Raw genomic sequence first — 13,807 nt, 5'->3', positions numbered from 1 at the left:
ATCGGCTCGGTGAGAGTCCGCGGTGAATCGGCAACCAGCCACTCCCACCCGCAGGAGGGAGGCGAGACGGACGTCGATCGAGGTGCCCGATCGCCCCACAGGGAGGGCTCCCGTCGTCGGTCAAGAGCTCCTGACCGCTGACTCAGGAGCGATGCCACGGACGTAGCGCCATGCGGCGCCCTTCGTCAGCACATCTTCTAGCGGGGTCGGGGTGAAGCGCGGATCGAGAAGTCGACGGCGAAGCACCGCGGCAGGTGTCAGCTCATGCGACTCGATACTCGGCGCAGGTGTTGGAACGGTGCATCCGTCCTGTCGGACCACCGCGTCTTGCTGGGTCGTCGGCGATGCGTACGCCGAGACGAACAGGCCACGGCTAGCGTCCCGGATGTGGCCCTTACAGACCCGTATGTCGACTTTGAGCGAGCCCTGGAGCGTCTGGACGCTTTGCGCCACAGTGTCGCGACCGCGCGTGAGGCAGACGCTGTATTCGAGACGCTCGCCGACCTTCACCTGGCCTTGATCCGTTCCTATGGCGGCCGCAAGCCAAAGGCACCGTCAGGCCTCGGAGCGCAGACCCGGATCTTGCAGCACCTGCAAGCACGCTGTGGCGAGTGGGTGTCGGGGGAGGAACTGGCGGCGGTCTCGAGGATCGGGGAGTGGGCTCGGCGGGTGCGTGAGCTCCGGGTCGAGCGCGGTTATGACATCCAAGAGGACGGGGGTCTCTACCGCCTCGTGTCAGTCGAGCCCAGTGAGGGAGCAGCTCAGCGGTGGCGGCTGTTAAATGAGATGCGCCGAACCGACGGTTCGCCGAGGGATCGGGTGCTTGCCCTGCTGACCCACTTCGAGGGCGGTGTCGTCTCGCAGGATGAGCTCGATTACGTGAGCCGCGGCCGCGACTCGGGTCTGCGCGTCAGGGAACTCCGCGACGACGAGTGCTTTCCCATCGAGTCCTCGGACGATGCTCCCGACCTGGAGACGGGGGAGTTCCGGCTCGTCTCCTCAGCGCAGGAGGACCGACACGATCCCCGGCAACGGTTGTTCGACGAGCGGGTCCGCCAGCAGGTGTTCCAGCGGGACAGCTTCACGTGTTGGCGGTGCCGGCGCAACAAGCAGATCGCTGGACGGGAAGGCGATGCAGGCTTCCATCTTGAGCTGCACCACCTCGAGGCTGTCGGGGAAGCATTGGACCGACTGCCCGTCGAGCAACTCAATGACCGTGCACAGCTGGCGACCTACTGTCGGACGTGTCACCGCCAGGCGGCCAACGACTCGCACCGTCAACGGCGGATCGCCCGTTCCGGCGATCAGGGATGGCTTCCGGGATTCACAGGTACTGCTTGACGTGCCTGGCCACAGCGGCAGCGAGACCAACCGGCACCGCATTGCCGATCTGGCGGGCGATCTCGATCTTCGATCCGCACCAGACGAAGCTCTCCGGGAAGTCCTGGAGGCGAGCGGCTTCGAGATGCGTGATCGGACGGTTGACGCGAGCCGTGGAGTCCTCCCGCTCCCACTGGGGATGTAGGTACTGCCCCTTCTCGGGCTTGAAGAACTCGGTGCGAATGGTCAAGGAGGGGGCGTCCCACTTCATCCGACCCATGACATCTGTCGTCCCGGTGGGCTTGTTCGCCCAGCAAGCCGGCAGGAGGTCATCGGGAAGGTCGAATCGGCCGCCACCCGGCGGAATGGCGTCGTAACGGAGCAGACTCCGAGGCTGCGGCTGCCGTCCGAGATGGAGGTCCTCAGACTTGAAGACGCCCGGCACCTTCTGGCCGAAGAAGTTGGCGGTGCTCGCGGGCAGCGCGGTCGTGAGCGGCTCGGCGGGGTAGCCCTCAATGCGTGAGCGAACGGTCTCCCACATCTCAAGGCCGAGCATGGGCTGCTTGGCGTGAGTCGGCGGGGGTAGGGGCACATCGCCTATACGACTACCGATGACGATGGTGCGTGGCCTGCGCTGCGCTACCCCGTAGTCAGCTGCAAGCAGAACGCCGTGGTGCAACTTGTACCCAGAGAGCAGGCCTCCGTCCACCTCGGACAGCAACAACTCGAACTCGCTGCTACGTCGAAAACGCTCGACGTTCTCGAGAATGAAGATCTTGGGGTTGGCGGCCTTGACGACCCGGAGGTACTGCTTCCAGAGCTTGTTCCGCGGGTCCTCGATGTCACGACTGCCCAAATTGGAGAAGCCTTGGCAGGGGGGGCCCCCGATGACCAGGTCTGCCTCGGGGATGTCTGAGGTCGGTAGAGCTTCGATGTCGCCCCAGTAGGTGTGCTCCTCGCCGAAATTCGCGGCATAAGTGGCGGCAGCGTGCAGGTTCCACTCGACCGCGAGGGTCGACTCGAAGCCCTCCTGGTGGAAACCCTGGCTCATGCCGCCGCACCCGGCGAAGAGATCGATCACGCTGGCTACCGGCATGCCGTCAGACTAGGGGGCAGGACTGACAGTCCTGGGTCGGGCCCAGGACACACTCGGCGTGTCGGTAGCCGCAACACCGAGTGTGTCCTAAGTCCCCTGATTCGACGTGCTTCCTGAGTCGGGTCCAGTCACTTCACTGCTGCTGCAGCGGCGTCTCTCATGGCCGTGAGGGTCGGCGCGAAAAAGCCAGGGGTCCGTTGATCGCCGATGACCAGGACCCGGTCGAGCAGGACGTTCGAGCGCTCGCACGACGTCTCGGCCACTAGACAACAACCGTGGCAGCCTGCGAGGTTGAGACTGCCGAGGCCCTGTCCGCGACTCTCGCGACAGACCGGGTCGGCGGAACACCAAGCAGCGTCTTCCAGTGATCCGAGCAGGGTGTTGGCCAGGCGAGGCTGCTCGCCTTGTCTGACGAGGCCCCCGAGCGTGCCCTCGGCATCCCCAGCTGCGGTGTAGAGAAGGACGCCCGCCTCTTGCGCGGATCCAGTACCTGCATACACGCGTTCCCGGATCGACGCTGCCGAGTAACCCGATGTGAAGGCCAGTCGCCTCATCAGCAGATGGGCCAGGGTGTGGAGGAGGACCAGCCGCGGTGTTGCCTCAGCGAACCGAGAGCCGATGAGACTGTCTCGGCGTCGACCTTCGATGACCCTGACACGCTTGAGGACGTCCTCGTCCTCCTCCCAATCCGCGAGCCTCTCCGGGTCGAGCGTCATGAAGACGCCCTCCCCGAAGGACTCCACGGCAGGCAACCACCGTTCGCGACCTCGGGGACCCAGGTCGACGTCCACGAGACTCGCTTCAAGATCGTAACGGCGGAAGCCGTGGAGGACCCGGACTTCTCGAAGTCGATGAACGAGCACGACGTTCCTGACGCGTGCCTCCAGCGACCTGTAGACCTCGCCGTCCAGTTCGGTCGCAAGATCGGTGGCCGACACGACGAAGTCAGGCGTCCCCGTGGGCTCGCCCGGATGATCGACGGCCTGCATGAACGCTTGCCACTCCGCTGTCAGGAGTCCGGTGCGAGCAGTTTCCAACCCGTCGTTCTGCTCCGCGCTCGAGGCGACCACACGGCGAACCAGGTCCTCCGACACCTTCAGGTCTTCGGCTATCAACTCCATGAGCATCGTCGCCCGCGGGCCGCCAGGGGCGGTGCTCACGTCCTCGAAGTTCCGGTGCTGTCGGATCTCTGCATCCAGGTCTCGCGACTGACTCGTCGGTTCGGGAATGTCGAGCGCCGTAGTCGTCTCACTCAGCGTCACGTTCGTGGCGCCGCGCTGCAACACCTCAATGCGCTCGTCGCAGGGATTTGCCGTACTCCGCTGCCAAGGTTGCTTTCCCGAGCACCGGACGCCGATGCGCTTCAACGACTCTCGGCTCGGCAGGTCCCCGAGGTGCCGGCTCGCCCGACAAGTCGTGCAGCGAACGACGAGGCTGGACAGCCCTTCGGAGCCGCCGCGGCTGGTCTCGAACAGGAGACGCGGCGATCTGCACCTGTCCTGGTCGGCGTTCTCGTGTGACGAGTGAGCCCACCTGTCCCACGGCACGTCCATTGCATGACCGCGCGTCGTGCAGACCGCGATGAAACGCATCGGCACCAGCTTCCCTCGGCACTCCTTGCACGTCGGTGCCTCGCCGGTCTCCTCGTTCCCGAACACGAACCGCATCAGGCGGCAGTCCTGACAGAAGAGCCAACGGGGGAACCGCTGGTAGTAGATGCCGGGGGTGTTGGTGGACGGATACGACGGAACGCTGGGTGCGGATCGCAACTCGCGTACGCCCAGTGCCTGTTCGAGGCGCGCGGACTCGACTCGTTCAGTCTTCTCATACGGCCATTCGCTGATGTCCGCGCCCATCAACGACTCACCCAGTACATCCAGGACGCTTCCGACCCCGAACGGCGAGATCGTCTGACTCAAACGCATCATCCTCATCGCAGGGTCTCCCCGATGGCGAGGACGCGGACCTGTCGGTCGACTGATCTCATTGAGTGCATGGTCTCCCAGCCTTCCTTCTTCTCCCCGAAGTCACAGAGCAACGCTGGGCCGTCCTTGCTCGACGACTCGTACTTGAGACGCATGCCCAACGCTTCGGCTGCGCGCGCTCGGTCGTCCCATTCGCCGACGAGCCGCTGTAGGTCGGCAGCCACGCCTGGCGCTTCATCGGGATCCGATCGCTGGGCCCATGAGTTGAGCTGTGCCACGGCTCGCTGCACGCCGGGATCCTCAGCTCGGAAGTCGCCCGCCTGATCGTTCTGCCGGAGGCCTACCCCGTGCCTCACCAGCAAGGTCAGAGCGGCATGGAGCGACCGCCGCCGGGAAGCCAGGGACCACGGGGTGACGCTGGTCGGTTCGACATGTCGGTAGAGAGCCTGGTGGTAGGCCAGAAAGCCCTCGTAGTGTGAACGATCACGCGGCTTGCTGGCACGTAGCAGCGTCACCACCAACCCGGGGACGTCAGAACGGCCGACACGACTCGTGGCCTGGATGTACTCGGATGTGGTCTTCGGTTGCCCGTTCATGAGCATCAGCCCGAGCCGACTGATGTCGATCCCGACACTGAGCATGTTGGTGGTCGCGACGACGTCCACCGTGTCATCGCGCTCCACCCCGTGTTCGAGCCGCTCGAGGATGCGGGGCAACTGGCTGGCGGAGACGTTGCTCGTCAACTCGATCACCCCGTCGCGGCGCAGGCTCCGGGCGACCATGTCACCGCGGTCACGCGCCTGCAGCATGCTCTCGACGTCGTCTCGCGCGATCGTCACGGTTCGACCGAGCTCGCGCAGGCTGTTGTGGTAGGCGACGAGCGTCCAGTAGGCATCCAGCGATCTGGCTGAGACACCGAGCGCCAACGGTCCCTGCAGTAGGGCCACACAGGCCAGCACTGTGGCGAACGAGGGGCTGTGGGCCTGCGGCATCAGCCCTAGGTAGAGCCGCCCAGGTGCTGCAGGATCGGGTTCTGCGAAGAAGCTGTTGTCGGCCGTCAGCCCACTCGGAGGGAAGAGATTGACGGGTGCTCCGTAGAGGCTGCGGATCTGGTGATCGGCAGCTCGGATGGTCGCTGTCGACGCTACGATCTTGGGCCTCTGACCGCCCCAGCCGATGAGGCTCTGTACCGCTGACTCGTACAACGCAACGGTGGTGCCCAGGGGGCCGGACAAGAGATGCAACTCATCCTGGATCACGAGGCCGGGCGGGTCGTACGACACGTTGTGCTGGCCGAAGAGGGAGCCGGCGCTCGACACCCATGGCAGCCGAGCGAACTTGTCGACGGTCGCCACCAGGAGCGTCGGTGGCTCCGCGAAGATCTGTTCGTCCACGACGCTGACTGGGAGCGCTGGATGGAATGGGCACTGATCATGGGTGCAGAACAGCTCGAAGCTGTGCTGGGTCGACCTGACGCCATATGCGCCTGCGTCATTGACTCGGCGGCGAGGCAGCAGCGGGGTGCCGCACCAGGGGCATGACTGGATCTGGAAGGGACTCTCCGGCGTCTGCGTTCGCCGGAGCTCCAGGACGCGCTTGTGGGCTGTCGCCAAGTTGTTCGGCGTCGTGTCTCCGCCGACCCACATGCCGATGCTGAACGGGGAACTGTCGAGCAACGCCGGGTGGCGATGGCGTAACCGCTCCAGCGAGCAGATGAGGGTTGCGGACCGCTGGAACTGCTGTGTGGTGAGCAACCGCAGGGTGTAGCGGGTGAGGACGGCGGTACCCCCGCCCTTGACGCCTCGAGTCAGCCTCCTGCGGATCATCTCGAATGCAGCGAGCCCGAGGTACGCCTCGGTCTTGCCACCGCCGGTCGGGAACCACAGCAGGTCGACCGTCTGGCGATCGACGTGCTCCGCCTGGGCAGTCGATGCCAGTGAGAGCAGCTGAAAGCCCAGCTGGAACGGGTGCCACCGAGGCTCTGGTGCAGCAGCCGCGCGCGCGGCCAGCGTTTGGCCACGCCGGCCCACGTTGTCTCGGACGTGCCTGCTCTGGAGCATCTGCTCTCGCATCGCGGCATTGGCCAGGCGAAAGGCCAACAGCGAGTCAGCATCATCGCCGAGCAGGTCGACTGCGCTCAGCATTCGGCGCAGCGCCGACCGCATACGACCGACGAGCCGCTCGGCAGCAGGCCGGTCGGATGTCTGGAGCCCTTCGGCGTCCTCCGCCTGCCCCTGCACCCATGTGCCGTAGACGTGCACGAAGTCGCGGAGTTCCCCCAGGAGGATCTCCGCGGGAAGCGCTTCGTCGGCCAACCGTTCCAGGCGCAGTACAGGTAGGTCCAGCCCAGCCGCTCGCACTGCCGGGACAACGGTGGTCGGGAGCATGTCGGTCGTGACTGTGCGCACGGTGCCGTCCTCGGCAAGTCGCCAGCTCACGGAGCACCCGTGGCCGGTGCCGTAGGAACGACGGTCTCGGTACAGGAGCCGCAGTTCTTGGTCTTCGGGATCGTCACTCAGGTCGGTGCTCGTGGGGTAGGGGAGAGCGACCCCGTTGCGCACCGTGCAGGACATGTGGACCTGGAAGAGGCAGTCCTCGATCGAGACCTGCGATTCGGCATCATCGTGTACTGCTTTGTTCTCGAGGGCCGCGGTGACCAGCCACTTGCCATCGAGAGGGCGCCAGACGACGACCAAGCGTGCGCGACCATCAAAAACGTCGTGGGGCTCTGTGTCGTCCGACGTGACGGTGATGTCGTCATGGACCAGTGGTTCCCGCGCCCAACTGTGATCGGCGCCTTCACTGGCATAGACGCCGGCCGTCAGGGTGCACGAGAGGCTGTCGCCGTCGTGGAAGAACGAGATGGCGGCTGAGGCGGGTTGCCACGCGTTGGCGAGTTCAACCGGTTCGTCGAGCTCGTCGTCATGTGCGACCTCGCCCAGCTCGTCGCCGTCGAGCCGAGTCGCACTCTGTCCACGGGGGAAGAGGGTGCCGACCAGATAGATCCGGTCCGGCCGATCCTGAAGTACTTCCAACTCACCGTTGGCGGGCCCCAGGTACTGCCTGCGGAGATAGTGAACGAGGTCCTCGCGTACCCCTGCGAGTTCATCCTTGAGTGTCATGTCTGTGCTCCCGTCTGCGATCCGCTTGCGATCTGGCTCCATGCAGTGGGACTCAGGCCGATCCACAGGCTGATCCGAGCCCGGGTCATGGCCACGTAGAGCCGCGCTCGCGCGTGAGGGTCCTCGACGTCCTCCACGTCGACGACACACACGTGAGCTGCCTCGAGGCCCTTGATCTGGGTGGCGGTCGTCAGTCGGATCTTGCCGGCTGTCTCCGCAGCAGGATCGAGGACCGGTAGGAGTCGACCGGTGCGAAAAGCCTTCGACTCCTGGGCTGCGCTGTCCGCAATGGCGTCGCGAACCGTGACCACCACGATGTCCCCTTCGTCCACCTCGGCTTGGCGGAGATGCTTGAGATGAGCGTCGAGGAGGCGGGCGGTGGCGTCATCGTCAGGGCATTGTTTGTACTCGACAGGGGGCCCTTGACCAGCCCGTGCGACACCGATGTCAGCACCGGTGATCATCTGGGTCTGGTGCACGATCGTCGCGGTGTTCCGACAGTTGAACGGGAGTTCGACGACCGTCGCCGTGGCGGCCAGCTCATCGAAGACTGATCGATCGAAGGTCCCGTCGACGTTTGCCTGGTTGTTGGCGTCGCAGAACAGGCGCCACCGGCCCCTCTCCCATCCTCCAACAACGAGCGCGTCCAGCTGCGCATAGGACTGGAGGTCCATCAAGTCCTGGGCCTCATCGACGATGAGAACGTCGACGGGTTCTGTATCGGAGATGCTCTCGAAGGGCAGGCAGGTGACGCTCGATCCTGCCAGGGCATGCTGGAGGACGCTGGCCAGCGCCTTCGAGCGGCACGTCAGCAGAACGCGATCGCCGCCGACGGCCGCTCGTCGCGCCGTCTCGACGGCGAGCAGCGTCTTACCCGACCCTGCCCCCCCGAGGCAGACGATCCGGCGATTGCGCTCGGCCACGAGAAGCAATTCGTACTGTCGATCCGCGAATCTCACGTACTCGTTCTCGAGGCTGGCAATTCGGCTCGCCATCGACGGCACCCGATCGAAGTCAGGACGCAACACAGACAGAAGGTCACGGTGTGCGTTGCCGACCGGACGCCGCGACTCCTTGTCGAGCCAGTAAGAACGAGCTGCCTCAAGCGCACGTTCCAGCCCGCTGACCGACATCGCACGCGGACCTGCCAGGACCTGCGGATCCCACTCCAGGTCGCGCCCCAGTTCCTGGTCCGGCGTTACGACGAGATAGCCGAAGGCCACGTCCAGCGCCGGAAGTCTCGTCCGCAGGCCGTCCCGAAGAGCGTGCATGGCGGTTCGGGCTTGTTCGAACGGACCCTCGCGCTTCTCGGATGTCTCGCCGTACCTGTCCGTGAAGGTCCAGGCACCCGCGCGGCGACTCAGTCGGCCACCCTTCACCTCAATGACCAGCACAATGTCGTCGTAGACGATGAGGAAGTCGATCTCCGACATCCGCTTGTACTCGTGCCGCGGGAGGTGGACGGAGTACAAGCACGTGGCCGGTCGGCCCGGGACCATCTGGGCGATCAGCTCAGCGACGCGGAACTCGCCGCGACTCTCGATCTGTCCCAATTGCGCCAGTGAGGGAATCAGTTTCATCGGAGCCTCCCACCCTGCTTGCGCCAGAGGTAGTCGAACTCCTTGTACGCCAGCTTGTCACCGAACTGGTCGAAGGTGTCGGCAACGTTGACAATCCGACACTTCTCCTTGCCGCCATTGGCCGGGCCGCGGAGCCCGCGGCCGACCATCTGAATGTAGGCATTAGGGCTGAACGTCGGCCTGGCGATGTACAGGGCGCGCACAGCCGGGGCGTCGAAGCCCTGAGTCAGGACGTTGCAGTTGGTCAGGACCTTGATGTCCCCCTTCCGGAATGCGTCGATGCTCCGACGGCGGTCGTACATGCGCGTCGTACCGCTCACCGAAGCTGCTTCGATCCCCCGTACCCGCAGCAGTGCTGCGAGCGTCTGCGATGAGAGGACGGACGCTGTGAACACGAGAACCGGCCAGTCATCGGGCAGTCCCGTGATGTGGTCGAGCAGACGTCGCGTCCGTTCTTCGTCCTGCCCCACACGCTCCAGGACCGCCTGAGGGATCGCTCCGAAGGTCTCGACCTGCTTCGCTTCACCAGACTTGAGGGTGATCGAGACCCCATCGAGAACCTCGTGTTCGATCTCGGCGAGAACGCCGAGGCGCTGCAACTCGCCATACGGGTCGTCGCCCAGAACGTCCAGTTGGCGTTTCCCGAAGCGAACTGCCAGGCGCTTGTTCGCCTCCGTACCGGTCCCCTTGAAGGGGGTGGCCGTCAGGCCGAGCAGCGGGCGGGCGGTCTTCCCCTGCTCGATACCGAGCCACGCCAGGGTCTCAGTGATCCCTGCCCCTGTGGCCGTGTGCGCCTCATCGATAACAACCGCCGCCGATTGCCGAAGCCAGTCGTACTCATCGCGGTTCAGCTTGTCCAACTTCGCGTCGGTCGCGACCACGACGGTCAGTGCCTCATCACTCCTGGCCACCTCGTTGGTGCTCCAGAGCCTGCACACGCGTAGCGGCCGATCACCGAACTCGCGCCACACGAGACTCCAGGTTTGGACCGCTTGCTCACAGAGTTCCTCCGTCTGCGCAATCCACAGGAGCGGTCCCTGAAAGCCGTCCTCGATGAACGCCTTGGTCAACGCTTCGACGGTGACGCGGGTCTTCCCTGCGCCTGTGGGCAGGAAGAGCATCGCGCGATCCGGTGAGGCAGTTGCGCTCACGAGGTCCCGGATCTGGTCGGCCAGCTCGGCCTGATATCCGTGGAGGGGGTCGAGTCGGGGCGGACCGAAGACCGTGAGGTCGGGATCCAAGGAGGCGCCCCGGATGCCGGCGTACTCGCTCGGAAAGCCGAGACGACGGACGAAGGCGACCGCCGGCGACGACCCGGCCCATCGGTCGGGCACGGGATAGCCCGCCGACTCCAGGACATGACGCAACTCGGAGAGGACGTTGTAGCCGTGTACGTGCAGCAACAGTTCTGCGACCTGCTCAGGGCCAGTGTCCTCCCCGATCCTCCGCACCGTGACCAGCAGGCCCGACGGAAGGAGGGACTCCAGGACCGGCCCCGGGAGGAGTGCGAGGAGCTTGCGGGAAGGTGTGATGGCGGCCCGACAGGCCGCCATCCGACCGTTGACCTGCTCGTCCTGAGCATCATCGAGGACGCGCTGGATGACCGTGGCGGTCAAATCAAGGCCGAACTCGTCCGACAGTCGTCCCAACAGCTCGTCGTCATGCACGGTGCTGACGTAGAACACCGTCTTCCCACGCCGGGCGAAGTCCGCAGCCTGGGAGTGCAGACCGTCGGGCCCTGTCACCTGCCGAGCCAAGTCGGAGCACTCGATCAGCTCCACACCGTCCAGCTGACCGCCTGCGAGCGCACGAAGGCCGCGGAATCGGTCGAGCAGGACGATCGGCTCACCAGGCGTCTCCGTTGCGATCTCGACACGCAGGACCGTGGATGCGACGGTGCACCCCCACCGCCCCGTCAGCAGGGTCTCCGCCTCATCGCTCCTCATGCCCACATGGGGCAGGCCGCGCGCTGAGAGGGCGCGCTGCTCCTCCTCCGTCCTGGCGAGCAGAAGCTCACGCGTGGGTACGAGTCTGAGGTCCCCGCCAACGTGGGGAAGAGCGACCGGCGACTCCTCAGTCGGCAGTCGGCGGCACGCCTCGACCAGTAGGTCGCCCAACAACCACGCGTCATCGCTCTGGCTCGTCCTGCCGAGGAACTCGCGCCACAGGTCCAGTGGCACCTCGTTCAAAGAGCTGATGGTCCGCACCTGGGAGGAGGAGGAGCGCGTGGCAACCGGCAGCAGAGACGCGTATCGGGTGAGCTCATGACTCAGGCATCCGGCAGGCGGTCGGGGTCCCCACGACGACTCGAGGAGCCCGTACCTCTCGGCTGCCCACAGATGCGGCGCGAGAACCGACCGAGGCTCAAACACCCGGGGGTTAATGTGGCCCAAGTGCCAGCGGCTCGGCGCCTGCGCCTCGAGCAGCTCCGTGGTCCACACGACCTGTGAAGCGACGTCCCCCGTATCGCCGAAGCGCCGGAGGACGTGCAGGGGCCCGAGTGCGGCGGGTTCTTGGAAGTGGAGTGCCGATGCCTCGGGCCTCCCGCGCGGCGGAAGACCGTCCAGCGCTGCAGAACGCTGAATCCGCAGGTACTCGAGCAATGTCATGTCCTGCGAGTTCGCCCGGGAGACGACGGGCCGAACCGCGGTGCCGAGAGACTTCAGCAGGCTGAGGTGGAACTCGTGGAACTCGACATCGAGGGCAAGGGATGAGTCCATCGGCTCCACCAGGCCTGGGACGACGACGGTTCCCACGTCCTGCCAGCGACCACCTGCCGAGCGGACCTTCAGGGGCGCGCCTGCCGCGACGTGGTCCACGAGGATCTTCTCGGCCTCGGTGACCGTGACCTCCTCCACCAACCCCCAGAAGGCGGTCCATTCGGTGGCCGACCACTTCCGGGCCGCCGCCGTTGCCAGCTTCCGCAGTTCCTCCTGGGGCTCAACGTCCTTGAAGCCGATGGCCTCCAGCCGTTCGGCGACCTTACCGAGCGCCAGGAGAGAAGGACGCAGAAGCGCGAGGCCGGCCGCCGAGCTGAGCAGGTTCCCCCGCAGATAGAGGGTGCTGGTCGCGTTCAGTCGGTGGAGAACTCCCGTCGTGTCCGGGAGGATCCTGGCCGTCAACATGTCGCGCCTGACGGCGTCATCGCTGACGGAGAACACCGTCTTCAGGGCCGCGTCGACCTTGTCGTCTCGACCATCGCCGGCAATGCGTTCGACCCACTCGGCGGCACCGAGCTCTCGATCGGACGTCTTCGAGTCGTCCACCCGGATGAGACTCCTCAGCCGAGCTCGCCGAGTCGGCGTCTTGTAGCAGGTCCAGTGCGGTGCATCGGTAGGGCGCTGGGGCGCTGCATCCCACAGGCCGAAGGTCTGGAGGTCGAGGCGCAGGTCGGCGGCCGGGTAGAAGAGTCTGTTCGGTCGTTGCAGGGTCCCGATCGCGTCCGGGATGCATGCCGTCACTCGCGCCCTGGGTGGCACCACGTCCGCGAGGTACTTGTCGGCCCCGTTCGGCGCTTCGCGACCACGAGCGGGCAGGTAGTCGAAGTGGCGGGCGGGGTCGTCGGGATCGGTGAGTGAGGACAGCCCAGCCACGATCATGTCTGCGAGGACATCGAGCAGTTCCTCGTTGAACAGTCCGTCCAGCAAGTTCGTGCGGTCGTCGTTGATACGCCAGGGCGCGTTGTGGATGCCTCGGGCGGATGTCACGTCCTGCAGCGGGAAGTAGGCCCAGAACCGGCCCAGTGAGGATGCGTCGTCGAGTGGTACTGCGTATGAGACCCGCACCTCGTCTCGCCGCAGAGCTTCCCCCAACTCAGCGAGCGCGAGCTCGCTCGGGTGATGTTGTCGATGCCAGACGAGCCAGTCGGCTTCTTGCCCGTCCTCACTGACGAGTGTCATGCGGTTGTCGTCGTGTGCGACGCAGGCATGTTCGATCGAGGCGCTGCCGTGCTGGCCACTGACCTCGATGCGGAGCCGTTCGACACTCGGTGCGAAGAGCAGGAACTCGTGAGGGAACTTGTACAGATCCGTGAACAGTCGGTCAGGAATTGACGCGAGAGGAAGTCGGATCACCGTGACTGCCCACTCGGCGAGCTCAGCCAACACCTCATCGGCGGCGAACTCGGCTTGGACGTCCAGCGGCACGGGCAGGCGTAACACCGGATAGAGGGAGGCGTTGGGCTGGATTGATCGCAGGGCCCGCGCGGACGTGCCCGCGTCGAAGCCAAAGCTCACCGACGTGCTAAACACAGCGGGTCTGTCGGTCACCGCCAGGACCGACTTGAAGCCGAGTCCGAAACGGCCGATCTCGTCGGCGCGCTTGTCGCTCATGTACGCCTGACACACTGCCTCGAGTCCACGTTGTGTGAAGGGTTCCCCGTCGTTCGCGCAGTAGAGCGCGTCGGAAGTCAGACGAAGCTCGATCCGACCGCGTCGGCCGCTGCGTTGCTGAGCGTCCGCAGCATTTTGGATCAGTTCGAGGACCTGCCGATTCGCGTAGCCCCCTGTCCGGAAGCTGTCTTCTTGTCGTCCGTGCTCCGAGACCAGGAGAGGGTTGGCGCGGTACGACTGCAGGGCGTTCTCGCGGTGAGTCGTCAGCCACCTGTTCAGTGAGGCGTCGGGCTGCTTCCACCGTGTGGGGTCCGTCACGAGATGCAGTATCCCGGTAGGTCTGACGACACGGTGGAAGGCGTGCGAATGAGGACATCGTTGATGTCAGATAGCTGCTTGCGATTGCGGCACAGGCGTCGACGCAGCTCTGTCC

Annotated in this window: 6 protein-coding genes; 1 reads left to right on the top strand and 5 read right to left on the bottom strand. The window is 65.3% G+C overall.

Features of this window, described 5'->3' with window-relative positions; all coding sequences use genetic code 11:
* Window positions 1-387 precede the first annotated feature (387 nt).
* Window positions 388-1,341, top strand: coding sequence for an HNH endonuclease (locus tag KUM42_RS04060; protein WP_237495153.1), 954 nt, complete (start codon window positions 388-390; stop codon window positions 1,339-1,341).
* Here the strand turns inward: KUM42_RS04060 and KUM42_RS04055 are convergent.
* The 5 genes from KUM42_RS04055 to KUM42_RS04035 all read right to left on the bottom strand — a co-directional run bounded on the left by KUM42_RS04055 (window position 1,325) and on the right by KUM42_RS04035 (window position 13,692).
* Window positions 1,325-2,416 (bottom strand): DNA cytosine methyltransferase, encoded by a 1,092-nt coding sequence (locus tag KUM42_RS04055; RefSeq protein WP_237495151.1) that lies wholly within the window; start codon window positions 2,414-2,416, stop codon window positions 1,325-1,327. The genes KUM42_RS04060 and KUM42_RS04055 overlap by 17 nt on opposite strands.
* 128 nt (window positions 2,417-2,544) lie before the next feature.
* Complete coding sequence (gene drmB / locus KUM42_RS04050; RefSeq protein ID WP_237495149.1) at window positions 2,545-4,350, bottom strand: DUF1998 domain-containing protein; 1,806 nt, start codon at window positions 4,348-4,350, stop codon at window positions 2,545-2,547.
* Window positions 4,347-7,463: a helicase-related protein gene (locus KUM42_RS04045; protein ID WP_237495148.1), complete on the bottom strand. Its 3,117-nt coding sequence runs from the start codon at window positions 7,461-7,463 to the stop codon at window positions 4,347-4,349. Before KUM42_RS04045 ends, drmB begins: the two co-directional genes overlap by 4 nt.
* Window positions 7,460-9,043, bottom strand: coding sequence for a nuclease-related domain-containing DEAD/DEAH box helicase (locus KUM42_RS04040; RefSeq protein WP_237495146.1), 1,584 nt, complete (start codon window positions 9,041-9,043; stop codon window positions 7,460-7,462). The genes KUM42_RS04045 and KUM42_RS04040 overlap by 4 nt, the downstream gene beginning before the upstream one ends.
* Entirely contained in the window at window positions 9,040-13,692 is a 4,653-nt protein-coding gene (locus tag KUM42_RS04035; protein WP_237495144.1) for a DEAD/DEAH box helicase, read from the bottom strand. The genes KUM42_RS04040 and KUM42_RS04035 overlap by 4 nt, the downstream gene beginning before the upstream one ends.
* Window positions 13,693-13,807: the final 115 nt, after the last annotated feature.

It is taken from the genome of Modestobacter sp. L9-4, assembly GCF_019112525.1.
Lineage (GTDB): Bacteria > Actinomycetota > Actinomycetes > Mycobacteriales > Geodermatophilaceae > Modestobacter.
This window is presented reverse-complemented; position numbering and strand designations above follow the sequence as displayed.